The sequence below is a fragment of the Salinispora goodfellowii genome, assembly GCF_059570675.1.
In genome coordinates this window covers 436,306-461,850 of the sequence record NZ_JCANTD010000001.1, presented here as the reverse complement: position 1 = coordinate 461,850, position 25,545 = coordinate 436,306, and the positions used below count along the sequence as shown (strand labels likewise).

The following is a 25,545-nucleotide window of genomic DNA, read 5'->3' as shown; positions in this document are numbered from 1 at the left end:
GTCAGCGGCCGAGGGAGCCAGTGCATGCGTGAGGATTCGCCGCGCTGGGAGCAGATCAACGCCAGCTCCTACGCCCATGAGCAGGACGGGCTGCGCGAGTTGGCCGGCTACCTGCCCGATACCGACCCATACCACGTCTGGGCCAACGTCGAGTTCGTCGGTGCCGACGGCTCGATCAACGAGGTTGACGCCCTGGTACTCACCCCCAGCGGCCTTTACGTGCTGGAGCTGAAGCACTGGCAGGGGGAGATTCGTGGGGACGGGTCCCAGTGGGTGCGGAGAGCGCCCAACAGCCGGCTCATTCCCGAGGACAACCCCTACATTCTGGCCAACCGGAAGGCGAAGCGGCTGGCCAGCCTGATCCGCTACTACGCCCGTAAACAGGGCCGGGAGGCCCAGGCACCGTACGTCGGCGCTGCGGTCTTCCTGCATGCCAGAGCCCTGGACGCGAAGGGCCTGGACGTGATCGGCCGGAAGCAGGTCTACGGCCTGGAGGGACACGATTCGGGGCTGCCCGGGCTCAAGGACCTGCTGCTGACCCAGCCCCGCAACCCGGGGCACCGGGTCGACGAGGCGCGCGGGCGGCAGATCGTCGAGCTCGTGCGAGGTGCCAAAATCCGGCCGTCGGTCGCCGACCGCAAGATCGGTCAGCTGCTGCTGTACCCGAGGCCGCTCGCGGAAGGGCTTGGCTGGCAGGACTTCCTCGCCGGGCATGCACTGGACACCTCGTTGGTGCGCCGGGTGCGGTTCTACCTGACCAGTCGCGCGGCCGAGCACGAGGTGCCGGCGATCCGCAAGGCGGCCGAGCGGGAGTTCCGCCTGTTACAGGGCATCCACCACCCGGGGGTGGCCCGGGCGCATGACCTGGTTGACCACGCCTGGGGTTCGGCGGTCGTCTTCGACCACCAGCAGGACTGGGTCCGCCTCGACCAGTGGCTGGTGCGCCGGGGCGATTCGCTGACCCTGGCTCAGCGGCTGCAACTGGTCCAGGATCTCGCCGAGATCATTGACTACGCGCACTCCCGCCGGTTGGCGCACCGGGCGCTCTCGCCCCGGGCGGTCTACGTCACCGACGCTGACGGGCCGCGCCCCTCACTGGTGGTGACCGACTGGCAGACCGGGGGACGCTTGGCAGGGGTCACCCAGACCGCTCGACTCGGTCCGTCGAGCGACCCGGCGAGCCTTGAGTTGTTCTTCGACGACGAGGTCCGTCGTTATCAGGCACCGGAGGCAGGGAACGCCGCCCGGCTGCCCGGGCACCAGCTCGATGTGTTCTCTCTCGGCGCGCTGGCGTACCGGATCTTTGCCGGATCGGCGCCAGCGACGACGCCGGAGGAACTGGTCGCCGAGGTGCGTGACAGCGGTCTGCACCTGGACGTCGCTGTCGACGGCATGCCGGATGAACTGGTCAAGCTGGTCTACGACGCGACCCGGGGCGATCCGGGGCAGCGGCTCGTCGGGGTGGTGGCGATCCGGGAGCGGCTGGAAGCGGTGTGGGACACGCTGACCGCACCCGAGCCCGAGCCGGTGGCGGACCCGCTCTCGGCCCACCGCGGTGACCTGCTCGACGGTGGCTTGGAGGTGCGCGACCGGCTGGGTTCTGGTGCCACGGCGGTCGCCCTGCTCGTGCGCCGCGTCGGCGAGGACTCCCGCGATCTGGTGTTGAAGGTGGCGCGTGACGAGCGGCACGAGGATCGGCTGATCGCGGAGGCGCGTACCCTCGCCAACCTGAAGTATCCGCAGGTTGCCGCCCTGGTCGAGGGCCCGGTGCGGGTCGGCGGCCGGACGGCTCTGTTGGTGGAGAGCGCCGGGCGGCGAACCCTCGCCGAGGAGTTGCGCGGCGGCCGGCTCGCGCTGGACCTGCTGGAGCGCTACGGGCGGGATCTGCTCGACATCGTCAACTTCCTGGACGGGCAGGGTGTCTGGCACCGCGACCTGAAACCGGCGAACCTGGCGGCTCGGCCCCGGCCGAAGGACAAGCAGCCGCACCTGTGCGTCTTCGACTTCTCGCTGTCATCGACGCCGGCGGACCAGGTTGGGGCGGGCACAGTCGGCTACCTGGACCCGTTCCTCGGACCGCCACGTCGGCTGCGCTTTGACGCGGCGGCGGAACGGTTCGCGGCGGCTGTGGTGCTCTACGAGATGGCGACCGGCACGCTGCCCCAGTGGGGCGACAACGCCAACCCGGCCGCGGTCAGTGAGGAGGTGACCCTCGAACCGTCGGTGTTCGATTCGGCGGTCGCCGACCGGCTGGTGGGGTTCTTCCGGCGGGCCCTGGCCCGGGACGCGACGGCCCGGTTCGACACGGTTGACGAGATGACCGACGCGTGGCGGGCCATCTTCCAGCAGGTACCGCGGTCGGCGGTGACGCCGGTTGACTCGGCCCCGGTGGTGGTGGGGCTGACCCGCGAGTCGCCGCTGGAGGCGACCGAGCTGACGGCGCGGGCCCGCTCGGCGTTGGAACGGCTCGGCATGCACAGCGTTGGTGATCTGCTGGCGGCGGACCTGTCCAAACTCACCCGGGTCAAGGGCGTGCCGGACGCCACCCGCAAGGAGATCACCGGCCAGATCCGTGCCCTGCGTGCGGTACTGCCCGCCGCCAGTGAAACAGCCGACATCGATGTCCTGCCGCTGGCGCAGGGCGTCGAGGCGCTCTGCGTGACGTTGCTGCCGCCGAAGGCGTCCCGCAACCACCACACCCTGGCCGTGCTCCTCGGGCAGGCACCCACCGTCGATGGTGCCTTTCTTCGCTGGCCGACGCAGAGCGAGGCGGCCCGGGCCACGGGCAGGAGCCAGCCGCAGATCTCCAAGCTGCTGACGAGTCAGGCCCGTACCTGGCTGGACGAGCCGGCGCTGGATGCGGTGCGCAACGAGATCGTCGCGCTGCTCGATGCTCGTGGTGCGGTGATGTCCGCCGAGGAGCTGGCGCAGGCACTGGTCGCGGCGCGCGGCTCCTACACCGCGGAGCCGAAGCGGCTGCCGCAGGCGATCGGCCTGGTCCGGGCCGCTTGCGAGGCGGAGCTGAGCACGGGTGGGGACGCCCGGGTGGCTCTCTACCGGTTCCGTGCTCCCGGCGTCGTCCTGGTCGGTCGGGAACCGGACGATCCGGCGTCTGATGTCACCGCCGCCGACCTTCTCGAGTACGTGGTGGGGTTGGGTGGCCGGGGCGTGGAGCTGGCCGCCGCCGACCCGCTCCTCACCCGGCAACGCGCGATCGACGAGCTGCGCCGGCTACCCGCGCCGGCCGGCATGCCGGCGGTGGCAGACGTGCGGCTGTTGCAGCTCGCGGCGGTCGGGAGCAACGATCGGGTCGACGCCACCCCGCAGGGGCAGCTCTACCCGGTGGGGATGTCGGCCCAGCGGGCGCTGCGGCTGTCGATGGGCAGCCTGATCGGCCAGCGCCTCGGCGAAGGGCCACTCCGCGACCGGGTGCACAGCCGATTCCCCAAGGCCGAGCGGTTGCCGGGCCGACCGGACCTCAACACGCTGCTGGCCGCGGCTGGGGTGCCGCTGACCTGGTACGCAGCCGACCGCGCGTACGGGCCGGTGACCGCCAACGCCTCGGTGACCGGTACCCAGATGGTCACCACCCAGGCTCCGCTCCTTGGGCTCTCCGCCGCCGACGAGGTGACAGAGAAGCTGGCCTCAGCGATTGATCGGCGCGCCTTCCTCGCGGTGCTGGCCCCGCTGCGCCGGCTGGGCGCGGCCCGGCGGGCGCTGCTGGCCCGCCTGCCACTGACCGAGGTGGACATCACCGGGATCCTGCTGGACCGGCTGCGGTCGCTCGGCTTCCCGTGGGAGGCGATCGTCGCGGCGGACAAGGGCGTGGCGCTGGACGCCGACTTCCGGAGCCTGCTGGATCTCGTCCGGCATCAGGTTGTGCCGGCGATCGCGGAGAACATCGCCGCCGCCGACGGGCCGGTGCTGCTCACCGAGGCGGCGCCGCTGGCCCGCTACGGTCAGCTCGGGCTACTCCAGGAGCTGGCCGACCCGACCCGGCCGCGCCCGGCCGCCCGGCTGTTGCTGGTGCCGGCCCGCCGACCCGAGCCGGCGCTGCTGGACGGCGTGCAGGTGCCGTTGACATCGTCGGCCAGCCAGTTGCTCTGGCTGGCCGACGACTGGATCAAAGCGGTCGGCCGGCCGGTAGCCCCGAACCGGTAGCGGGGCGTATCTGCGGCAGTACGGGAGGTACCGATTCCCGGCCAGCGCCGACCGGACTATCCGGTGTGGCTATTCGGAGGGCAGGTGAGCTGTCACCGACTGTGGTAAAAGTCTAGGAATGCCGCTGAGCAAGATCGTGTTGGGGAACTACCGCTGCTTCCGGGACCGGCAGGAGATCGAGCTGGCCCCGGTCACGGTGGTCCTCGGTAAGAACAACTCCGGCAAGAGCGTCCTGACCCGGGCGCCGCTGGTCATCTCCACCGGCCTCGACACCATGAGCACCGCCCCGCTCGACCTGGACCGGCTCGAACCACAGCAGGTGGACGGTTTCGCCGATCTGGTCTTCGAGCAGAGCCCGATTGGCAAATTCTTCCTCGGGTTCGAGGTGGATGGGCCGCTTCCGTTCTCGATGGAGGCGACGGTCCAGCTGGTCATCGAGGATAGGACCGCGTTCGTTTCGGCCCTGCGGGTCGGATTTGCGGGGCGAGGCGGGCTGATGGAGCACGAGTTCGTCCTCTCAGGACAGTCGACCCTGACCGATGACTTTGCGAGGTTGTCCTACCAGATCCAGGCGTCGGGGCAGACTCCGGTCGTACGGACCGTGCCGTTCGCCGGGCTGCTTCCGCGCCCGGCCGGCATTCCGGAGCTGCGTCCCCTGAGTGACCGGCGCGATGGCTTGAATCTCGGGCCGATCCGCTTTCTCAGCGCCTACCGGGACCGTCCCGGGCGGCAACACCGGCTGCCGCTGGGAGTGCCCCGCGGCATCGGCGAGCAGGGGCAGGGCACCCTTGCCATCCTCGCCCACGACCAGGCGCGGAACGGTGGCGAACTGCTCGCCCGGGTCAACGAGCGGCTGGCGGTCATCGTGCCGGGCTGGCGGATCGAGGAGATCGAGGCCGGGCCGCTGTGGTCGACGGTGCTGACCCGTAGCGGCAGCTCGGTTCGGGTCAACCTGGCGGACGCGGGCACCGGTCTGTCGCAGGTGCTGCCGATCCTGGTGCAGTGCGCAATGGACGAGTTGCAGGGCGAGGAGACGCAACCGGCCTTGCAGATCATCGAGGAACCGGAGATGCACCTGCACCCGGGCGCGCACGCCGCGCTAGCCGATCTCTACCTGAACACCGCGCGAGCCACCCAGACCCGCTTCCTCATCGAAACCCACAGCGAAACCCTCCTGCTGCGACTACGGCGACACATCGCCGAGGGCTGCCCGCCGGAGATGGTGGCGGTGTATGTCGTGGAACAGCACGGCGGCGTCTCCGAGGTGCGGCGGGTCGGCATCGACCGGCTCGGCAACCTCGAGGACTGGCCCGAGGGCTACTTCTCCCAGGACTACCACGAGGTGCGGGCGCTCGCCGCCGCGCAGCTCAGGCAGGGCGGCTATGCGTCTTGACATCGAACCGGACGTCTTCACGTCCGGCGACCACCTGTCGGTTGTGGAGTTGCTGGCGCTTGCCGTGAAGGGACGGCACGAGTGGCGGCCGAGCCTGCCGGCCGCGCTCAGCGCCGAACGGTTCGCCACCGAGAAGGCCTCGGTGTTTTCCGAGTTTGTGCAGAAGGCATTGGTGGAGGCGGCGAACCCGGCCCCGGCTGCGCCGGCGGTTGCCCGGATCACTGCCAGTAAGCTCAAGGAACTAGTGGCGGATCTAGGCCGCCCCGCCACCCTCGTGGTGGAGAACCGGATCGCCGATGGCGGCTTCGTCCGCGCGGTGGCGGCGGCGTTCGGCGACCACCGAGTGGTGAAGGCGCTGTCGCAGCAGCCGCCATGGTTGGGCTTCAGCCACGGCGGCGGCAGCGGTGACATCCCGGAGTTGGCGGCCGACGAGCGGGCCGGCTTCACGGTGCTGGTGCGGGTCGCGGTGCTGTTCGACAGTGACCGCAAAGCCGCCAGCGACCCCGGCCGGAACCAGGACAAGGTGATGAAGTGCCGCGACAACGGTGTCGCCGAGGTGCATCTGCTGGCCTGGCGGATGATGGAGAACTACGCGCCGTTCCGGGTCTGGGAGCACCACTTCGCGCACCGGCTGGAGCACGTGGACGAACTTCGCGGCATCGAGCCGGAGCAGCGCGGCTACCTGCACCTCAAGACCTGGTTCAAGGACCGGCGATGCCATCCGCCCAAGAGGGTCTTTCCCGCCGAGCTGACCCTGACCGCGGAGGACTTCGCCGAGTTGGGGCCCGAGGTCGTCGCCGAGCTGCGGGAGTTGCTCGCAATGATCCACCGCATCCTGTAGGAGACTGGGTCCATGTGTGCCGACCAGGCCGAGATCCGGCCCGACCCGACCATCGCCCTCGTCGATGACCTGCTGGGTGGTATCGGGCGAGGAGAGATCCGGGTGCCGGCCTTCCAACGGCCCTTCGTCTGGCGGCCGGAGCAGATGCTGGAGCTGTTCGACAGCATCGAGCGTGGCTATCCGATCGGCAGCCTGCTGCTCTGGCAGACCGACACGCAGGTACCCTCGCTGGACCAGATCGGCGGTTTGCCGGTGCCACCACCACCGGCGGGCCGGCAGGTCTCCTACCTTTTGGACGGTCACCAGCGGGTCTCCACCCTCTTCGGGGTGTTGAACCGGCCGCTGCGCGACGGCCCGGCCGAGGACGACCGGGACTGGATCTGGCAGATCTACCGGGACCTGCGCCCAGCCGACCAGCGCGGCTCGGACCGCTACCGACACCACCGTTCCGGTCGATGGACTCCGCACCTGCTGCCGTTGGCCGCGGTGATGCGCACCCGTGACTTCCTGCGGCACTTCCAGCGGGTGGAGTTGAGTGTCAAGGACACCACCCAGGCGGACTCGCTGATCCGGGAGGCCGAGGCGGTCGCGTACCGGATCAAGGCATACAAGCTCACCATGGTCCGGTTGCAGGGCGCGAGTCTCGACCAGGCGGTGAACGTCTACGCTCGGCTGAACCGGACGGGCACCCGGATGGAACCGGACCAGATGCTCTCCGCACTGACCTATCGGGAGGAGCAGCCCTCCCTGGCGGACCGGATCGACGACCTCGTCGCCTCGATCGTCGAGACGGGCTTCGGTGAGTTGCCCCGCCTCGCCGTGTTCCGCTCGATATTGGCGGTGGCCGGTGAGTCCGACGTCCTGTCGCCGCGCTGGAGCCTGGTCGCGAACTATATCCAGAACCGGCTGCACGACGCCCTGCCGCAGACCGAGCGGGCGGTACGGCTGGCAGTGGAGTTCCTGCAGAGTGGGGTCGGGGTGCCACATGCCCGGTTCCTGCCCTACGCACACCAACTGGTGCTGCTGGCGACGTTCTTCCACTGCTGCCCCGAGCCGAGCGGCGAGCAGTACGACGGGCTGCGCCGCTGGTTCTGGGTAACGTCGTGGTCGAACGCGTTCGCCGGGGCGACCTCGACCGTGCTGCGTCGGGCCCTGGCGGAGATGCGGTCGTACGCCACCGGCAAGGGTGACCTGGCCCCGGATGTGGACGACGTGCAGCCGATGCCCGAGGTGTTCAATCTGAACAGCGCCCGGACGAGGGCGTACGTGATCTGGGAGGCGCTGGAGTTTCCCCGCCGGCTCAACATGCTGGGCCAGCCCGTCGAGGTGATGGAGGTGCTTGCCACGGCCGACAACCAGGTCTTCCGGCACGTGGTGCCGCGGGACAAACGCCCCGCCAACCGCCTGATCTTTCCCACCACCCCGAACACGAGCGTGTTGTCGGCGCTGAAGGCGCTCAGCCCACCAACCGGGCCGGGCCTGTTCGACGGTTTCCCGGAGCCGGCACGGCCCGTGGTCCCGTCGCAGACCGAGCTGATCCTGGAGAGCCACGGCATCCCGATCAAGGCGTGGCGACGGCTCTGCGAGGGCGGCAACGGCGGCCAGATCTTCGTCGAGGACCGCACCGAGTTACTGGAGCAGCGGCTGCGCCGCTTCGCTGCGCACCTGGGCGTGCCGGTCGGCGGCACCGCGATCGGCGCGGCCGACGACGATTCGGAGTAGGGCGGGCGCGGCGGTAGACCTTAGGATCTAGCGGTGGTCGAGCTGAAGGCATTGCAAGCTCAGGTCAAGAGCCTGGTGGAGGATCTGCGCCGGCAGGTCGCGGAGACGCCGGTGCTCCGCGCCGAGCTGCGGCAGGAGCACGAGCGGGCCAAGGCCGCCGAGCGGGTCGGCGCGAGCTTCGAGACCTGGCTGGAGGGCGTGCTCGACCAGGCGGCGGTGGCCTGGGTGCTCGGCTGCGTGTTCGTCCGGTTCTGTGAGGACAACGCGCTGGTCGGCAAGCTGTGGATCGGCGGCGGCGACCCGGCCGCCCCAGCCGACCGGGGGGTGCAGCACCGGCAGGCGTACCTGATCGCCAACCCCCGGCACAACGACCGGCACTGGCTGCGGGAGGCGTTCACGTACCTCGCCGAGTTGCGTGCCACCGGCAAGATCTTCGACGGGCACAACCCGGTGTGGCGGTTCGACATCTCCGGCCCGGCCGCCGAGGAGCTGAGCGACTTCTTCCGTCGGGGCGCCGGTCGGGAGTCGCTGCGCCGCGACGATCTGGACACCCGTTTCCTCGGCGACCTCTACCAGGACCTGTCGACGCACGCGAAGAAGACGTACGCGCTGCTGCAGACGCCGGAGTTCGTGGAGGAGTTCATCCTCGACCGCACCTTCGAGCCGGCGGTCCAGGAGTTCGGTCTGCCCGCCACCAGCGTCATCGACCCGACCTGCGGCTCCGGCCACTTCCTGCTCGGCGCGTTCCACCGGCTGCTGGGCAAATGGCGGGACCGGGAGCCCGCCACCGACGTCCGGGTGCTGGCCGAGCGGGCCCTCGGCCAGGTCACCGGGGTCGACATCAACCCGTTCGCGGTGGCGATCGCCCGCTTCCGGCTGCTGATCGCGGCAATGAAGGTGTGCGACCTGGACCGGCTGGAACGCACGCCGGCCTTTCCGGTCCGGGTCGCCACCGGCGACTCCCTGCTGCCGTGGGAGCCGGAACGCTCCCGGGCACAGGGCGACCTGCTCGCCGCCATCGAGGGCCGGGAGGTCTTCGCGTACGAGAGCGAGGACGCCGACCTGCTCAAGGACTACCTGGCCGAGAACCAGTACACGGTGGTGGTCGGGAACCCGCCCTACATCACCGTCGCCGACTCCGCCCGCAACAAGCTCTACCGCAGTATTTATCCGACGGTGTGTCATCGGCAGTACGCGCTGACGGTGCCCTTCGCCAAGCGCTTCTTCGACCTGGCCAAACGCTCGGACGAGCACGGCGAGGGCGCGGGCTACGTCGGTCAGATCACCGGTAATGGCTTCATGAAGCGCGAGTTCGGCAAGAAGCTGATCGAGGACTACTTCGCTCATGAGATCGAACTGACCGAGGCCATCGACACCTCCGGCGCTTTCATCCCAGGTCACGGCACGCCGACCGTGATTCTTGTCGGCCGCACCAACAAGCGCCGACGAACCTCCACTTTGCGTATGGTCCTCGGTGTTCGGGGGGAACCGTCGACGCCTGAAAATGCCGCCGACGGCCTGGTTTGGCGGGCAATCGCCAACCAGGTTGAGCGACCAAACTCGGAGTCCGAGTGGGTGAGCGTCGTCGACCTCCCCCGTAGCCAACTCGCAGCCCACCCCTGGAGTCTGTCGGGGGGTGGTGCCGTTGATTTGCTCAGGAGTATGGCGAGAGATCGCGCATTTCAACTTGGCGAACACATTGAGGTCGTAGGCCGTACGACTCATACCGGACTCGACGATGCCTTCTATGCCTTGGATGCTGCGCTCAGAACGAGAGGGCTCCAAACTGCCGCAGTGCCCGTTGTGCTCGGTGAGGACGTCCGCGACTTCGCCCTCCTGCCGCGAACCTGGACGCTTTTTCCTTACGATGAAGTCGGGGGTCCGCGAGGCCTGACCGAAAATGAGCCCAAATTCTATTGGCCGAACCGGGCGGCATTGCGGCTACGGGTTGACTTCGAGCAGACTCCGGAGCAGCGTGGACTGCGCTGGTTCGACCACAGCATGTTTTTTCCGAAGAGGTATCGCGTCTCGTTGTCGATTGCGTTCGCTTTTGTGGCGACGCATAACCACTTTGTGCTGGACCGGGGTGGGAAGGTATTCAAGCAGTCTGCGCCGGTGATCAAGTTACGGGAGGGGGCGACGGAGGATGATCACCTGCGGCTGCTCGGGGTGCTGAACAGTTCGACTGCCTGCTTCTGGCTGAAGCAGGTGAGTCATGACAAGGGTATCCGGGGCGAGGGCGGCGGTTTCACCAGCGATGACTGGGAGCGATTCTTCGAGTTCACCGGCACCAAGTTGCAGGAGTTTCCGTTGCCTTCGGCGTACCCGTTGGGGCGGGCGCGGGAGTTGGACGGGCTGGCGCAGCGGCTGTCGGGCCTGACTCCGGCGGCGGTTGCCGCTTCGGGGGTGCCGACCCGGCAGCGGCTCGCGGAGGCTGAGGCGGAGTACCGCTCGGTGCGGGCGCGGATGATCGCGCTCCAGGAGGAGCTGGACTGGGAGGTCTACCGGCTCTACGGGCTGATCGGCGAGGATCTGACCTGTGCCAACCCGCCGGAGGTCGCGTTGGGGGAGCGGGCCTTCGAGATCGTGCTGCACACCAGCGGGGCGCAGACCGAATGGTTTAACCGGCACGGGTCGAAGCCGATCGATCGGCCGCAGCCGCACTGGTCGGCGGAGTACCGAACACTGGTGGAGCGGCGGATCGCCGTCATCGGGTCCAACCGACACATCGGGTTGATCGAGCGGCCGGAGTGTAAGCGGCGGTGGTCCACCGAGGGGTGGGAGAAGATGCAGTCGGCCGCGCTGCGGGCTTGGCTGCTCGACCGGCTGGAGGCGCCAGAGCTGTGGGGTGGGCAGCCGGCCCCGCTGTCGGTGGCGCAGCTCGCTGACCGGGTCGGCGGCGACCAGGATTTCCGGGCGGTGCTGGAGCTGTGGGTCGGGCACGACAACTTCGAACTGGCGAAGACGATCGGCCTGCTGGTCGCCGACGAGCACGTGCCGTACCTGCCGGCGCAGCGTCACAAGCCGTCCGGGCTGCGCAAGCGGGCGCAGTGGGAGCGGACCTGGGCGTTGCAGCGCCGGGAGGACGCGGGGGAGCAGGTCGAGATCGAGGTGCCGCCGAAGTACACGTCAACGGACTTCGCCCGGCCGTCGTACTGGCGGGCGCGCGGCAAGCTCGATGTGCCGAAGGAGCGGTTCATCTCGTACCCGCAGGCGGGTCGGGACAGCGACGGCAGCGAGCTGCTCGGCTGGGCCGGGTGGGACCACCTGGCGCAGGCGCGGGCGCTCGCCACCGTCTATCTGGACCGGAAGACGCAGGAGGCGTGGCCGGCGTACCGGCTGCTGCCGCTGCTCGCCGGGCTGGTGGAGATCGAGCCGTGGCTGCACCAGTGGCACTCCGGTGAGCATCCCGCGTTTCCCGGGCCGCCGGCCGAGTTCTTCACCGACTTCATCAATACCGAGCTGGCGCAGCTCAGCTCCGACCGCTCGGCCCTGACCCTGCTGCGGGGGGTGCCGGAGCTGCGCTGATCTGTCAGTGGTGCAGCTCCGCGACGATGGTGGAGTGGTAGTTGCCGGGGCCGACTGACCGGTCGAGGGTGCGGAGGATCCGGTCCGGTTTGTCGTGTGGCCCCTGTTGGAAGTAGGGCTTTCCGTCCAGGCCGAATGTGATCCGGCTCGGCGGCTCCCAGGTGCCGAGCAGCGGCGCGGCGCTGTAGAAGTCACGGTGCGGGTCGAAGCCGAGGCCGCGAGCGTAGTCGACCGCCCCGAAGACCAGGTGCCGGGCCAGGTCGATCGGGACCTCGATCGGTCCCTGGTCGTACGCGGCGAAGAAGTCGCCCACGAAGTGCGGCACCTCGGCGGGGTCGGACGTGGTCGGCGGCAGGGCGTTCTTGACGCCGAGGCAGTAGGTGTCGACCAGGAAGCCGCTGGTGGTCACCGCGTCGCCGTCGGCACGGGCGACGGCCACACTGACCAGCCCCGCACCCATCGCCATCGGTGGCAGTTCCTCATCGTCCACCCAGTCGGACGGGCGGTCGGCGATGCCGAGTCCGTTGCTCCACTGCCGGCTGATCCAACACCCGACCAGCGGTAGCTGCGACGGATGGGCCCGCCCCGGCCGTACGACCTCGACGCCCCGGACCAGCCGGGTGACCACCGCGCGGGTGACCCCGAGCTCCCGGGCGATCTGCTTGGGTGTCTTGCCGGCGGCACGGAGAGCCTGCGCCTGTGTCTTAACTTCGTGCGATTCCACCGGGCCATCCTGGTATCGCCCGGATCGAACGTCAACGCCGCCACGCGCCTGCGCGCCGAAGCAGCCACGACCGTCGAAGGGGCGGGCCCTCGACCGAAACCCGCCGCCGTACGCCGAAACCCGCCTCCGTCGCCTCACCGGCCAACTCGTCCGGGTGGTGGAAGTAGGCGCTAGCACGTACGACAGTCGACAACCCGGACGTGGTAGCCGGCCCGCGCTACCGGTACTCGGCGGCAGTTCGTTCGGCCTCGGCAATGAACTCGTCGAGCTGCTCCGGCATCAGGTGAGCGTCCTGCAGAAGCTGTCCGAGGATGAACACCTCAACGCCGAGCGCGACGGCTGGGGGGATGTTGTCGGCCAGTTCGGGCTCACCGATAGCAGCGCGGATCAGCCCTTCCATCTCCAGCGCGGGTAGGGCGCTGCCGTCGTGGTAGTTGGCTCGCGCCGATGAGACGTAACGTGCCACGTCGGCGGGTGTGGTGCCGGGACCGAAGCGGCGGTTGACCGCTACAGCGAAGGCGGCTCCGACAACCTGGAGACCGTCCTCCCAATTGGCGCGGTCAAGCTCATCCACCAGAGCGTCGACGCGGTCCCAGTCAGTGTCGGCCAGCGCCCGAATCAGATCGCCCAGTTTGGTCACGTCGTCGTCTCCTCAAGCTTGTTACCCGACTACGGATCACCGCTGCGATCCGATGTGCTGCAACACCGGCCAGCAGGCCGACCACGACGAGGTTTCCGGCGGCCTCTGCGGCATCAATCTTCGGCCGTGGCGACGCGGCTGGTGTAGTCGGGGTACCTGTTCCGGTGGACTGAGCGCCGCGCGGACCGTTCGGGTTCCGGAGAATCTTGATCGACTGCTGGACTGCCTGGGTAGCGTTGGTCGTCTGCTCCTGCAACTCGTCGGCCTTGCGTACCTGCCGCTTGAGGAAGTTGCCCACGTTCGCGCGAGCAACGTCCCGCCGCTGGCTGTCGGCGAGCAGATCCTCGCCAGAGGGCGTTGCGGAGCTCATCGCCTCGCGGCTGGGGACGGAGCCGGGTTCGACGATGTTCACATAGCGCGTCAGATGCTGAGCCGCGAGGCTGTTGAGCCGGCCGAGGCGGTTCGCCTTCTCGGACGCAGTTCGGCTCGTGTCCACCGCCGCCTTCATGCCTGGGCTGGCACTGCCCTGACCGGCGGTGGTGTAGTGCCGGTGCCCCTTCGGTGAGCTGCGCCGCGACCTGGGCGAGCGGACCGCTCATCCCAGGGACTTGAGGCGGGCAGTTGCGTGCAGCTGGGCGGCCGTGATGGTGCGTAGGAGCAACCTGACCTCACGAGTGGCGTCGGCGATGTTGCTGCGGGCCGCTTTGGCATCGCTCTGCTCGGCTGCCTCTGCGAGCGCGACTCTTACTTGCTCGATGTCGGCCATGCCGTCCTTCTCGGTTGACTGCGAGGGGCGTGCGGGAAACATGTTCGCGTCTTCGTGGCGAGACGAACACCATCTGACAGGGATCGATGTCGCTGCCCCCGCGACGACCGAGCTACGGTCTGGGACCTTCAGCCTTCACCACCTTGATGAATGTTCGCCAAGCCGTGGTTGCGAAGGTCAGGATCGGGCCGGCCGGGTCCTTGCTGTCGCGTAGCCCGACAACGTCGGAAAGATTGTCGGCGACCTCGACGCAGTTGCCGCCGTTGTTGCTGCGGGTGGACTTGCGCCAGGTGGCACCGGTCAGGTCACGCATGGGAGTACTCCTCTGCGGTTTGCTGGATCAGGTGGATGGGTCGGGATTCGTTCAGGGCGCGGTTCGCCATGTTGCCCAGATGCTGTCATAGGCATCGGTCTCGTGCGGCTTGTCGAGGTAGATCGCGCCTGTGCGCCGCGCATCACCAGCGAGTGGCTAGACCCGGCTGGCCAGGGCTGATCCCTCCGTCAAAAGGTCGTCCAACTCCTCGTCCGAGATGGCGCCAGCGCCGAGCGTGTGCAGGATGGTCAGGCCCTGGACCCGCCCGGCCACCTTTGGGTCGATGTCCGAGTCAATGCTTGGATCGAGAGCGGCGTTGATCAACGTCTCCGCGCTTGCCGCATCGGTTTCGGGTCCACCTGTCGTCGTGCTTCGCATCTCGCTAACGAACCGGATCACCTCGTCCTGGCTAGCGCCGTGCGGGAAGCGGCGGTTCACGGCGAAGTAGAAGACCGCGCCGAGTAGCGTGCCGAAGCCTTCCCAGCCCTGGTCATCGAGGCGGGCTTCGATGCGGTCGTTCTCGGCGTGCTCGCCTTTCACCATCGTGCGAATGTAGGCGACCATGTCAGGACTAATCGTCACGACGTTTCCTCTCCCGATGCTTCTTGGTCATGTTCCACAGCCCTTTGAGACCAACGGCCACCGCTCCGGCCGCCATGATGACCGAGGCGACCGGGTGCTCCAGATGTGGTCGATCTGCCGGTGTAGCGGGCTTTGGTTGGGTGGTGGACGTTGAGGTGCCGCCGGGGCCGCCCTTCGTCTGCTGGACGAATTCACGGAACCCCGCTGTCGCTGCCTTCTCGGCGTTCTGAAGGTTACCTTCTGTCTGATCTGCCTTCTTGACGTGGCGTCGAAGGAAGGCCTCCGCTCTGCTACCTCGATTCTCTGCCTCGGCGGCGAGACGCTCGCCCGAGGGCGATGCTGCGCCAGGGCGGTTGGGGACAGCGCCGGGAGCGATGGCGTTCGCGTACGCGGCGAGGTGCCCGGCTGCCTTGCTGGTCAGGCGACCGAGCCGGCCCGCCTTGTCCATCGCTATGCGGCTCTGGGTCACAGCCTTTCGGCAATCCTGGTGATCGGTACCTTGGCTGATCTCCGCAAAGCGGCGATGGCTCTGACCGATCTCTTCCTGCGCGTGCGTGGCCGTGACGGCGAGCGTGTCGAGCCGTTGGATCGCCGCGTTGAGCTGGGCCACGACCTCTGCGACGGGGCCGCTCATCCGAGCGCTTTCAGGAACCCTGTTGCCCCGTCCTTGGCGGCCACGACTGTCCGCAGTGTCAGCTCCACTTCGCGAGTCGCATCGGCGAGGGCCCTGCGGGCCTCTTTCGCCTCCGGATGTTGGCTGTCGTGGAGGGTGGCCAGCGCGAGGCCGCTCACCTCGGCCAGGTCGGCACCGATGCTCTCGATCGTTGTCTTGGCCTGGTTGAGTGACTGGTTGCCGTTTCGAAGCTCCGCCTTGACGTCACCGATGCTCACGGTCAGCCCAGGACGCTGACGTACTGGCGTGCAGCGTGGGAACTGCCCTGAAGGGTCGTGGACGCCTCGATCAGCCGTTGCTTGCTCTGCTCAGCGCGGCTGATTGCCGCGGCGAGAGCGGGGTGACCGGTGCCAGCGGCCACCAGCCGCAGCCGGACGAGTACTTGCTCGGTGCCGTCGATGGCCGCCCGGATCTGGTTCTTGGTGGCGTTGCTTTGCTCGGCTGCCTGGGCGAGTGCGGCCTTAACTTGCTCGATGTTGGCCATGCCGTCCTTCCCGGTTGATCGTGAGGACGCGCGAGACGGATTGGCGCGTCTCTGTGGCGAGACGAACACTATCCGGCATAGACCAAGCTTGTGCAGCCCCGTGTTCAGCGGCGTGGATGGCAAGAGCAAGGCTGCCCGTCCGGGAGGGGACGCGCAGCCTTGTGGAGGTGGCGCTACCGGGTCAGTGGCGCGGACCTTCGGCCTTTGTGGCTCGGATGAAGGTTGCCCAGGCTGTCGGGGAGAAGGTCAGGATCGGGCCGCTCGGGTCCTTGCTGTCCCGGAGCCCGACAATGAGGCTTTCCCGGCAAGGCTGCGGTTACGGTACGTGTCTGTCCATGCGTGACACGCCGGATCCGCTTGGCCTGCAAGCGAAGTAGACGAAACCCCTGTAAGAAGTGGTCATCTCACTGATCAACTTCAAGACAGGGGCCTCGCGTGCCGTCCAGTGTCACATACCGCGCTGTGCTCGACGTCCACAGGGAGACCGTGGTCTTCCTGTCCAGCCTGCTGCACGCCCACCAGCAGCTGGTGGGCACCCGGACCGGTACCCGGGCGTTGAGCTGCTTCAAGCAGGCCGTCCTGGTGCTGCGCTGGCTCCTCGACGGCACCCGCCTGACCCAGCTCGCCGCCGACAACACGATCGGGCTGTCGACTGCCTACCGCTACCTACACGAAGGCATCGACGTGCTCGCCGCGCGCAAGCCCAGCCTGCACGCGGCGTTGCTGGCCGCGAAGACAGCCGGACACACCCACATCAACGTCGACGGCACACTGCTGGCCACCGACCGCTGCCACCAGCCGGGCCCGACACCCGGGGTGGACCTGTGGTGGTCGGGAAAGCATCACCACCACGGCGGCAACGTCCAGGTCGTCTCGACCCCCGACGGATGGCCGATCTGGACCTCGCCGGTGCGCCCCGGCCGCGAGCACGACACCACCTGCCTGCGCCAGCACCCCGAGATGCTGCCCGCGCTACGCGAGTGGACCGGCGACGACCTGCCCGCCCTGGCCGACCTGGGCTACGAAGGCGAACCCGACATCTTCGTCCTGCCGATCAAGAAACCCACCAAGGGCCGGCTCACCGACACCCAACGCCAACACAACCTGCTGCACGCGTACGCCCGAGCCCGCGCCGAGCAAGCGAACTCCCTGCTCAAGACCACCTTCAAAGCGCTCCGGCGGATCAGCCTGTCACCCAGCAGCATCGGGAAAGTCGTCGCTGCCGCCCTCGTCCTACTGCACACCGAACACGCCCGCACCACATGATCACAATCAGCAACGAGCCGTTACCGGAAAGGCCTCAATGTCGGAAAGGTTGTCGGCGACCTCGACGCAGTCGCCGCCGTTGTTGCTGCGGGTGGACTTGCGCCAGGCGGCACCGGCCAGGTCACGCATGGGAGTGCTCCTCTACGACTTGCTGGATCAAGCGGATGGAGCGGTACTCATTCAGGGTGCCATCGCGCGATGGCCGACCGCCATCTCCTGGCACCCAGATGCCGTGGTACGCCCCCAGGTATTCACGTTCCCTCCCGGCAAGGTCTCGATGCTCATCGCGAGACAGGCGCGGACGGTAAGAGCAAGGCTGCCCGTCCGGGAGAGGACGCGCAGCCTCTTTGTGCGTGTGGCTACCTCGTCAGTGGCGTGAACCTTCGGACTTGGTGGCTCGGACGAAGGTGGTCCAGGCTGCTGGTGAGAAGGTCAGGATCGGGCCGCTCGGGTCCTTGCTGTCCCGAAGCCCGACTTTCCCCGCCAGGTCGGCCGCGACCTCGACGCAGTCGCCGGAGCCGTTACTGCGAGTGCTCTTCCGCCAGGTCACGCAGGTCATGTCCATCTTGTTCACCGCGCACCATCCTCTCACTGTTCGTTGATCGCCTTTTGGACCAGGTCGCGGGACTCACGAGCGCCGGCCGCCGTGGCGACCAGGTGCTCGAAGACCCGGCTGTACTCCCTGACCTGATGGCCTTCGAGATAGAGGCTACCCGCTCGCGTTTCGACGTAGACGACCCCTGAGTCCGCCAACTCCGGGAAGCTCAGCACGCTGAACGCGCTGCCCATCGAACCGTATTCGCCGGCGCCGAAGGTCAAGATCTGCACGATGTTGCCGGGCCGGTCTGACTCCTCGATCAGCCTCCGTAGCTGAGTGCGGAAGGCTTCGACTCCACCGACCGGTCGCCGTAGCGACGCTTCGTCCAGCACCACCCAGAGCTTCGGCGAATTGCCGGACTCCTGGCGGCGTATCCGCAACTCCACCCGTCGGTCCACCTCCTCGTCCGAGGAGTCTGGATGCTCGGCCCGGATGACGGCGCGGGCATAGTCGGCGGTCTGGAGCAAGCCGGGCACGAGTTGCGGTTGAAAGGCGCGGATTTCCGAGGCTTCGGCCTCCAGCCCGACGTAGACCCCGAACCAGTTCGGCAGCACATCGTCGTACGCCTGCCACCAGCCGCGCTTGCGGGCATCTCGCGCGATCTGGACGAGCGCGTCGATCTCCTCGCCCTCCACGCCGTACAGCTCAAGGAGGCCGCGGGCGACTGGCGGCATCACCGAGACCTGGGCGTTCTCGATCCGACTGAGCGCGGACTTCGAGATGCCGACCTCGTTGGCGACCTGGTCGGCGGTCATGCCGGTCTGCTCACGAAGGCGGCGCAGCGCAGCGGCTAAACGTCGACGACGGACAGTCGGGCTTCCAGTCATGGGAGTCAGTGTGCCGGAACCGGACGAACATCGCAATGATTTAGTTCCTGATCGGGAGTTGCGGAAAGGGTGCAGTTCGCTGCACGATGAGTGAGGTCTCGGATCTACTGAGTTACGAACGGTCTACGCGTCCGGGGCTGAACGTCTGCCCTGCTGCCGTACTGCCGATCGGGGCTGCGGTGGCAGGTGCCGGGGTGGGTCCGCCGGTGCGGGGCGGGCCGGTGGGCCTACCCCTTCCACAGCTCAATCTCAACGGTGAGGGGCAGGTGCTGTCATGCGCGTCTTCTTCCGGCGTTCCAGGCGTCGTCGGCGGTCGGTTCTCGGGCCGACCTGCTACCGCTCGGCGGCCTACGATCCGCTGTGGCCGTGGCAGGTGCGGGGGCGGCGGTTCCGGTCCACGCGGCTGGGCCGGCGCGGGCTGGACCCGCAGGAGGTGGGGGAGTTCCTCGGCCGGGTCGCCGGCGACCTGGCCGCTGTCTACGACGCGCTGGCCCGCAGCCGGCGGGAGACCGACCGGGTCAAGGACGCGCTGCGCCGCTGGCAGTCCGAGCAGGCCCGTGTCCAGTGGGCAGGCACGGAAGCGGAGCCCCGGCGGTGACCGGCCGTTACGTCGTCCACCTGCCGGTGGTGGCCCGTGACCTGCCCGCCGCGCAGCGGCTGGCCCGGGTGCTGGCCCGCTGGGCGCAGGTGCTGCCGCGGACCGACCCGGGGGAGACCACCGTGTCGGCCGAGGACGCGCAGGACGTACGCCATCGGGTCTTCTGCGACCTGCCGTTGCCCGGCGGCCGGCGCTGTCTGCTGCGGGACGGCCACGACGGTGTCTGCTCCCGCCGGCTCGGCGGTCGGCGCTCGTGACCGCGCGAAGGGGCCGCGCTCGGGTGGGCGAAAGGACCGAACGATGCCTGAGGTGATCGACTGCGACGAGTGCGACGGGCTGGGCTTCCGCGTTCGGCGCTGCGTCTGTGTCCAGGGCGGGGACCAACTCGTCGTCGAGGGGGACGGGTACGCCGACCAGGCGTACGCCGACTGTCGGGTCTGCGGCGGTGACGGCAGCGTGGTCGAGTCCTGCGGCCGGTGTGGGCGTGCGGGGCGGCGGCGGGCGCAGCTCGTGGTCACCGTGGTCAACCTGGACACCGGGGCGGCGGCGTCCCGGCGGCTGCTGCCCGGCCGCCTCGACCCGCCGGCCGGGCCCGACAGCATCACGCGGGCGCGGGACATTGTCACTGAACTGGCCGCCACCGTCGGCGTGCGCGGGCTACGCCCACGTTGGGGGCAGTGCGCCCTGGACGACCCGGTGTATTGGCTGCCCCGGCAGTGGCGGGCCGACCTGCCGGCGCGGGAACGCCTGGCCCTGGAGGCCGAAGCCCTTGCCCAGCAGGAGTACGCGCCGTGGCGGGTCTACGTCGGACGGGGTACCGAGGCGCCGCCGCCCCCGGAACCCGGCCGCGAGCTGGCCCGGCTCTGCGAACTGGCCGACCTGCTCCACCTCGATCTGGTGGTGGAGGCTCGCCGTCCGTACGACGTGGCGGTCTGGGCGATCCGCTACGAGCTGCCCGGCGGGCAGGTGCCGCTCGACCCGCCCGCCCGCCCACGCCCGGGACCTGCCCTCGGCGGTCGCCGCGACGACGTTCCAGGAGGCGCTGCGCGGGTTCGACGAGCGGGGACGTGCGGCGCCCGCCTACACCGTACGTCCGGTGCGAGCTGCCGGCGTACCACCGAGGGTGGACCCTGACCGGCTCGGCCGGGCCGTCCTCGCGGACCTGGCCGACGACGCGCCCGGCGCCCAGGCGGTCTGGCGCGACGGGCGCTGGTGGCACACCCCGTTGCGACCCGCCGGCACCGTCGAGAAGCTGCACGAACGCGACACCGGCCAGATCGTTCGGTACGTGCGGCAGCTGGTACGTAGAGCCGTGGAGCCGCCCGACCCGGCCTGGTGGGGCGAGCCGGTCGCGCACCGCCCCTGCCCGGACTGCCGGCCCGGCACCCGGCTGCGCCGCTGCCACTGCCGAATCGGTGCGCCCGGCCCCGACCCGCAGTGCTCGCGCTGCTCCGGGGCCGGCTTCGCCCCGTCGGGTCTGGCCTGCTTCACCTGCCGCGACGGCGGTCGGATCCCGGCGGCGCTGACGGTGACCGTGACCGACCTGCGCCGGGTGCGCCACGAGACGTGGCGCCCGGTCGCGGGGGAGTCGGCTCCGGTGGTCGGCTACCAGCCCAACGGCACCCCCGTGCACCAGCTACGCCCGCACTGGCGGCTGGCCCGCCACGCCGCCATCTTCGGGGTACGCCCGGCCGACCTCAGCCGCCTCGACGAGGAGCGGCCGGTCGACCAGGACCTGCTCCACGGCACGGTGACGGTCCACGACCCCGTCGTCGAGCCAGCCCGCCAGCACGTCGAGCGGGTTGGCGCCGGGCTGCCCGGAGCCCGACTGTTCGTGCTGGCCGCCGCGCCCGACGTACCGCCGCTGACCGACCTGTTGCGGCTCGCCCACGCGCTCGACCTTGCCGCCGTACTGACCTACTGTGATCACCGCCTCGACTCGGGCGACCCGACCAAGGTCCAGGGGGAACGGTGGGACCTCCGCCTCACGGCCCGGGACGCGCCGCTCGGGGCGGAATCTCCGTTCTGCGCCAGCGTCGAACTCGCCGTGGCCCGGTGCGTCGAGTACCTCGACAGCCACCTGCTCGCCGCCGTTCCCCGGGAGCCGGACCGGCCGGTGCCCGCGCCGCAGGCGGCACCATCGCCCCCGGTGGCGGACCCGACCGGGCTGCTGCGGCGGGTCGGTCGGCACTACGCCGGGCAGCCGGTGCTGGTGTCGTTCGACCGGGCGGGCTGCCGGCTCTGGCTGGCCGAGGGGGAGCGCGTCCGGTCGCTGGCCCGCGCCGCGACCCTCGACGACGCGGTCTCCGCCCTGCGGTTTCCCGGCGGGGAATAGCGGAAGGAGTCGATCGCAGCTCAGGGTGACGGGACGGCTTAGGATCGTCGGGTCGCCGGTGACGCCGGCGGCACGGTCGGGCGGCGACGCGAGGAGCAAGGATGACCCTGTTACGGGACGTGATCGACATTCCGACCTCGGTCGGGGACGGTGACTTCGTCGTCCGCGCCGCCGAGGGTGCTGACCTGCGTCGGTATGTCGTGACCGACCAGCTGCGGGAGAACTTCGTCGAGGCGCTGCGCCGGGTCGGCCATGCCGTCACCACCGGCCGCTCCCAGGCGGTGTTCCTGCACGGCTCGTTCGGCTCCGGCAAGTCGCACTTCATGGCGGTGCTGCGGGAGATCCTCCAGCACAACCCGGAGGCCCGCGAGGTGCGCGGCCTGGCCGAGCCGGTGCTGGCCGCTGACCCGTGGCTGCGCGACCGAAAGCTGCTCCCGCTCACCTTTCACATGCTCGACGCCCGCTCGGTCGAGCAGGCCGTCCTGGAGGGTTATCTCAACCAGATCACCGCACTGCACCCGGCGGCGCCCGTCCCCGCCGTACACCGGTCGGACGCGCTACTCAAAGACGCCGCGCGGCTGCGGGAACAGCTGGGTGACGACGCCTTCTTCGCCACCTTGCGCGACGGCGGCGGCGCACCTGCGGTCGATGGGGGCGGGCCTGCGGTCGATGGGGGCGGGCCTGCGGCCGATGGCGGCGGGCCTGCGGCCGATGGCGGTGGGCCTGCGGCCGACGGCGCTGGGCTCGCCGTGCTGGTCACCCGGGCCGCCGGTTGGACCCCGGACAGCTACGCCGCCGCCGCGGCGGCGCCGCCGGGCACCTCCGACCGGGACCGCCTCGTCAGCGCGCTGACCAGCACCTTCTACACCGGGGCGGTCCGCAGCGGGGAATACCTCGATCTGGACACCGGCCTCGCGGTGATTACCCGGCACGCCAAGTCGCTCGGGTACGACGGGCTCGTGCTCTTTCTCGACGAGTTGATCCTCTGGCTCTCCACGAAGATCAGCGACCACGTCTTCGTCAACACCGAGGGCGCCAAGCTCAACAAGCTGGTCGAGTCGGCCGACGCCACCCGCCCCCTGCCACTGATCTCTTTCGTCGCCCGCCAGCGCAACCTGGAGGACTTCCTCGGCCCGCAGGTCGGCGGCACCGAGCGGGAGGCGCTCGCACACGTCATGCGCAGCGTGCAGGGCCGGTTCGGCGAGGTCGCCCTCGCCGACACCAACCTGCCGGAGATCACCGAAAAGCGGCTACTCAAACCGCTCACCGATGAGGGACGGGCGGTGATCGACAGTGCCTTCGCCGCCGTGAAGGGAAACCGGGAGGTGTGGGACGCGCTGCTGCTCGGCGCCCAGTACGGCGACGCCGGCATCGGCTCCGACGCCACCGCCTTCCGCAAGCTCTACCCGTTCTCGCCCGCGCTGGTCGCCACCCTGGTCGCGCTCTCCCAGGCCCTGCAGCGGGAACGCACGGCGCTGAAGGTGATGACCGAGCTGCTCGTGGACCGCCGCGACACCCTCAAGGTCAACGACCTGATCGGCGTCGCCGCGCTCTTCGACCCGCTCGTCCTGCACGGCGAACTCCCGGACCGGCCCAAACTCAAGCAGCTCTTCCAGTCTGCCCGCACCCTCTACCGGCAGAAGCTGCGGCCGATCCTGCTCGACCTCAACGGCATCACCGAGCCGCAGGCCGCCGGGCACCAGCAGTTCCAGCTCGACGACAAGCTGATCAAGACGGTGCTGCTCGGCGCGCTGGTGCCCGAGGTGCCGGCCCTGCACAACCTCACCGCCGCCAAGCTGCACGCGCTCAACTTCGGTTCGATCGCGTCCCCGATCCCCGGCTACGAGCGGCAGATCGTGCTCAACCGCCTGAACCGGGTCGCCGACAGCGCGGGCGAGCTGCACCTCACCAAGACCCCCGATCCGGTGATCAGCCTCAAGCTGCACACCGTCGACTACGACAAGCTGCTCGACCTGGTGCCCGAGGAGGAGACCACCACCACCGGCGTCCGACAGCAACTCCTCCGGGACCTGGTCACCGCCGAGATGGGCATCATTGGGGCCGGCGGGCAGCTCGGTGAGCTGCTGGTCCCGCGTCCGTGGCGGGGCCGCACGCACACCGTCCAGGTCAAGTTCGGCAACGTCCGCGACCCCGACACCATGCCGGCCGCCGCGCTGATCGGCACCGGGGAGGCGTGGCGGATCGTCATCGACTACCCGTTCGACCTGCCGGAATACCAGCGCAGCGATGACCGGGCCCGGATCGAGAGCCTCGAACGCGGCTCCCGCACCGTGTTCTGGCTGCCGTACTTCCTGACCGACGAGCTGATGGGCAAGGTCGGCCAGCTCGCCAAAATCAACTATCTGCTCGGCAGCGGCACCGGCGACCGACTCAACTCCCTCGCCGCGGACTGGTCCCTCGCCGACCGGCAGCAGGGCAAGGTCTACCTTCAACAGCGCCAGACCCAGCTGCGCGGCACGCTGCTCAGTGCGCTCATGCAAAGCTACGGGTCGGCGGCCTCGCACGGGTCGGACGTACAGGACGACACCGTCGGGGTGTTACACACCCTCGCCGAGGGGCTGCACGTCGGCGATCCGCGCGGCGGCACCCTCGCGGAAGCCTTCCACAACCTGACCGGGGAACTTCTCGCCTGGGCCTACCCGGGACAACCGGCGATGCCCGACGACGAGAAGCCGGTCACCCGTGGCGAGTTGGCCAAGGTCCTGGAGTACGTCCGGCGGGCCGCCGCCGACCCCACCCGCGGTGTCACCGTCGCCAACCCGACCGACCAGCGCACGCTGCGCCGGATCTGCAACACCCTGCGTCTCGGTGAGTACCACGACGGCCGGTACGTGCTCACCACCTCCACCTGCCGGTGGAGCCAGCAGCTGCTCCAGGCCGCCGCCAACGACGGCTACACCGACCGTTTCCCGGTGGGCGTGCTGCGTAGGCTCATTGACGAGCCCGCCGCGTTCGGCTTCGAGCGCGATCTGCAGAATTTGATCATCATGGTGTTCGGGCTGGACCAGCAACTCGCCTGGTACCAGCACGAGGTCAAGATCGATGTGGCCGACCTCGCCGCGGTGCGAGACGAGCTGGAACTGCGGCACCCGCCGATGCCCGACGAGCAGGCGTGGGCCACGGCGGTCCACCGCGGCTCGGCGATCTTCGGTGGCGTGTTGCCCGCCTGGCATACCCCGGCCAACCTGGGCGAGCTCGCCGGCGCGCTGCGTTCGTCGGCGGCGAGCCGGCAGCAGGCGGCGCGGGAACTGGTCAAGGCGCTCACCGCGCACGCCAACGTGCTCGGCCTGGACGTCGCGGCGGCAACCGGCCGCCTGGCGACCGCACGTCGGGCGGCCCAGTTCGTCGCCGACCTGGCCGGGGAGCGCGACGACGTGGTGCTGGTCGAGACGATGGCCCGCGCCGACCTGGGCGAAATCGACGACCAGGCAGTCGGGGCGGTACTCAGCCAGGCCGAGAAGGTCAGCGGTGCGTTGGCCCAGCAGCACCAGTGGCCGGTACTCCAGGCCATCTCGGCCCGGGCCGCCCACGACCAGCAGGCCCGAGCGATCATCGAAGAGCTGCGGGATGCCGCCCGACGGGACCAGCACGGGCAGGGCCTCGTCGACGCCCTCGAGGCGGCCGTCACCGCCTCCGCCGGCCTGTTGGCCGCCGCGCCGTCAGCTCGCCCCGACGACGGTACGGCTGCTGGCGGAACGCCCGCCGACCGGGCTACCGGGCCGGTGCCGCCACAATCCGGTACGCGGCCGGACGACGAGGGCTTCAACCCAGCCGGCCGTCAGCCCGCCCCCGCCACCGGCGGCACCATCGCCGGCACGACGACCGGCGGCACGACGGTCGGCGGCGTGCCGGCCCAGACCGCCGGTCCGCCGCCGATCGGTGGCGCTGTCGACCGGACGGCCGATGGCCCGGTCGCTGTGGCGCGGCACACCCGCGAGGTGACTGACCCGGCCGGCTGGGACAAGGTCGCCGCCGAGATCGCGAGCGAGGTCAGCGCCGGCCGTCGGATCATCGTCACCTGGGAGATTCGCTGATGGGCACCGCAGCCGAACGGGGCGATACCGGGAGCGCGG

The 25,545-nt window shown here is 69.5% G+C and carries 19 protein-coding genes and 5 pseudogenes; 10 read left to right on the top strand and 14 right to left on the bottom strand.

Annotated features, from left to right (window positions below; all coding sequences use genetic code 11):
* Nucleotides 1–24 precede the first annotated feature (24 nt).
* The 5 genes from pglW to pglX all read left to right on the top strand — a co-directional run bounded on the left by pglW (nucleotide 25) and on the right by pglX (nucleotide 11,645).
* Nucleotides 25–4,161 (top strand): BREX system serine/threonine kinase PglW, encoded by a 4,137-nt coding sequence (gene pglW, locus T398_RS02170; protein WP_496443945.1) that lies wholly within the window; start codon nucleotides 25–27, stop codon nucleotides 4,159–4,161.
* A gap of 118 nt (nucleotides 4,162–4,279) precedes the next feature.
* Nucleotides 4,280–5,554 (top strand): DUF3696 domain-containing protein, encoded by a 1,275-nt coding sequence (locus tag T398_RS02165; RefSeq protein ID WP_496443943.1) that lies wholly within the window; start codon nucleotides 4,280–4,282, stop codon nucleotides 5,552–5,554.
* Nucleotides 5,544–6,395: a hypothetical protein gene (locus T398_RS02160; RefSeq protein WP_496443941.1), complete on the top strand. Its 852-nt coding sequence runs from the start codon at nucleotides 5,544–5,546 to the stop codon at nucleotides 6,393–6,395. Before T398_RS02165 ends, T398_RS02160 begins: the two co-directional genes overlap by 11 nt.
* 12 nt (nucleotides 6,396–6,407) lie before the next feature.
* A complete protein-coding gene (locus T398_RS02155; RefSeq protein ID WP_496443939.1) occupies nucleotides 6,408–8,117 on the top strand; it encodes a DUF262 domain-containing protein in 1,710 nt (569 codons plus the stop codon).
* A gap of 33 nt (nucleotides 8,118–8,150) precedes the next feature.
* Nucleotides 8,151–11,645 carry a BREX-2 system adenine-specific DNA-methyltransferase PglX gene (gene pglX / locus T398_RS02150; RefSeq protein WP_496443937.1) on the top strand — a complete coding sequence of 1,165 codons (3,495 nt, stop codon included), beginning with the start codon at nucleotides 8,151–8,153 and terminating at the stop codon, nucleotides 11,643–11,645.
* Nucleotides 11,646–11,649: 4 nt separating this feature from the next.
* Here the strand turns inward: pglX and T398_RS02145 are convergent, their stop codons facing one another.
* The 11 genes and pseudogenes from T398_RS02145 to T398_RS02095 form a co-directional block, all read right to left on the bottom strand.
* A complete protein-coding gene (locus T398_RS02145) occupies nucleotides 11,650–12,369 on the bottom strand; it encodes a hypothetical protein (protein ID WP_496443935.1) in 720 nt (239 codons plus the stop codon).
* A 217-nt stretch (nucleotides 12,370–12,586) separates the two neighbouring features.
* Entirely contained in the window at nucleotides 12,587–13,009 is a 423-nt protein-coding gene (locus T398_RS02140; protein WP_496443933.1) for a hypothetical protein, read from the bottom strand.
* Nucleotides 12,966–13,608: pseudogene (locus T398_RS02135) on the bottom strand (hypothetical protein). Before T398_RS02135 ends, T398_RS02140 begins: the two are co-directional and overlap by 44 nt.
* On the bottom strand, nucleotides 13,605–13,817 hold the full coding sequence (locus T398_RS02130) for a hypothetical protein (protein WP_496443931.1): 213 nt from the start codon (nucleotides 13,815–13,817) through the stop codon (nucleotides 13,605–13,607). The pseudogene T398_RS02135 and the gene T398_RS02130 overlap by 4 nt, the downstream one beginning before the upstream one ends.
* 70 nt (nucleotides 13,818–13,887) lie before the next feature.
* Complete coding sequence (locus tag T398_RS02125; RefSeq protein ID WP_496443929.1) at nucleotides 13,888–14,088, bottom strand: DUF397 domain-containing protein; 201 nt, start codon at nucleotides 14,086–14,088, stop codon at nucleotides 13,888–13,890.
* Nucleotides 14,081–14,223, bottom strand: a pseudogene (locus tag T398_RS02120) (transcriptional regulator); the annotation flags it as partial. The pseudogene T398_RS02120 and the gene T398_RS02125, both read right to left, overlap by 8 nt.
* Nucleotides 14,224–14,244: 21 nt before the next feature.
* Complete coding sequence (locus tag T398_RS02115) at nucleotides 14,245–14,652, bottom strand: hypothetical protein (RefSeq protein WP_496444083.1); 408 nt, start codon at nucleotides 14,650–14,652, stop codon at nucleotides 14,245–14,247.
* 7 nt (nucleotides 14,653–14,659) lie between these two features.
* Nucleotides 14,660–15,304 (bottom strand): hypothetical protein, encoded by a 645-nt coding sequence (locus tag T398_RS02110; protein WP_496443927.1) that lies wholly within the window; start codon nucleotides 15,302–15,304, stop codon nucleotides 14,660–14,662.
* Nucleotides 15,301–15,561, bottom strand: a complete 261-nt coding sequence (locus tag T398_RS02105) for a hypothetical protein (protein ID WP_496443925.1) — start codon at nucleotides 15,559–15,561, stop codon at nucleotides 15,301–15,303. Before T398_RS02105 ends, T398_RS02110 begins: the two co-directional genes overlap by 4 nt.
* A gap of 2 nt (nucleotides 15,562–15,563) precedes the next feature.
* On the bottom strand, nucleotides 15,564–15,827 hold the full coding sequence (locus tag T398_RS02100) for a hypothetical protein (RefSeq protein WP_496443923.1): 264 nt from the start codon (nucleotides 15,825–15,827) through the stop codon (nucleotides 15,564–15,566).
* 181 nt (nucleotides 15,828–16,008) lie between these two features.
* A pseudogene (locus tag T398_RS02095) lies at nucleotides 16,009–16,116 on the bottom strand (DUF397 domain-containing protein); the annotation flags it as partial.
* Nucleotides 16,117–16,289: 173 nt separating this feature from the next.
* Here T398_RS02095 and T398_RS02090 point away from each other — a divergent pair.
* Nucleotides 16,290–17,093, top strand: a complete 804-nt coding sequence (locus T398_RS02090; RefSeq protein ID WP_496443921.1) for an HARBI1 family protein — start codon at nucleotides 16,290–16,292, stop codon at nucleotides 17,091–17,093.
* Between the two features lie 36 nt (nucleotides 17,094–17,129).
* On the opposite strand, the pseudogene T398_RS02085 reads toward T398_RS02090, so the two are convergent.
* The 3 genes and pseudogenes from T398_RS02085 to T398_RS02075 form a co-directional block, all read right to left on the bottom strand.
* Nucleotides 17,130–17,222: pseudogene (locus tag T398_RS02085) on the bottom strand (DUF397 domain-containing protein); the annotation flags it as partial.
* Nucleotides 17,223–17,460: 238 nt separating this feature from the next.
* On the bottom strand, nucleotides 17,461–17,667 hold the full coding sequence (locus T398_RS02080) for a DUF397 domain-containing protein (RefSeq protein WP_496443919.1): 207 nt from the start codon (nucleotides 17,665–17,667) through the stop codon (nucleotides 17,461–17,463).
* A 14-nt stretch (nucleotides 17,668–17,681) separates the two neighbouring features.
* Nucleotides 17,682–18,518 carry a helix-turn-helix domain-containing protein gene (locus T398_RS02075; protein WP_496443917.1) on the bottom strand — a complete coding sequence of 279 codons (837 nt, stop codon included), beginning with the start codon at nucleotides 18,516–18,518 and terminating at the stop codon, nucleotides 17,682–17,684.
* Nucleotides 18,519–18,792: 274 nt separating this feature from the next.
* On the opposite strand from T398_RS02075, the gene T398_RS02070 reads away from it, so the two are divergent.
* From T398_RS02070 to T398_RS02055, 4 genes and pseudogenes are all read left to right on the top strand, one after another.
* Entirely contained in the window at nucleotides 18,793–19,116 is a 324-nt protein-coding gene (locus T398_RS02070; RefSeq protein WP_496443915.1) for a DivIVA domain-containing protein, read from the top strand.
* Nucleotides 19,113–19,373 carry a hypothetical protein gene (locus T398_RS02065; protein WP_018725360.1) on the top strand — a complete coding sequence of 87 codons (261 nt, stop codon included), beginning with the start codon at nucleotides 19,113–19,115 and terminating at the stop codon, nucleotides 19,371–19,373. Before T398_RS02070 ends, T398_RS02065 begins: the two co-directional genes overlap by 4 nt.
* Before the next feature lie 43 nt (nucleotides 19,374–19,416).
* Nucleotides 19,417–21,451, top strand: a pseudogene (locus T398_RS02060) (hypothetical protein).
* 101 nt (nucleotides 21,452–21,552) lie between these two features.
* Complete coding sequence (locus T398_RS02055) at nucleotides 21,553–25,506, top strand: DUF6079 family protein (protein ID WP_496443912.1); 3,954 nt, start codon at nucleotides 21,553–21,555, stop codon at nucleotides 25,504–25,506.
* Nucleotides 25,507–25,545: the final 39 nt, after the last annotated feature.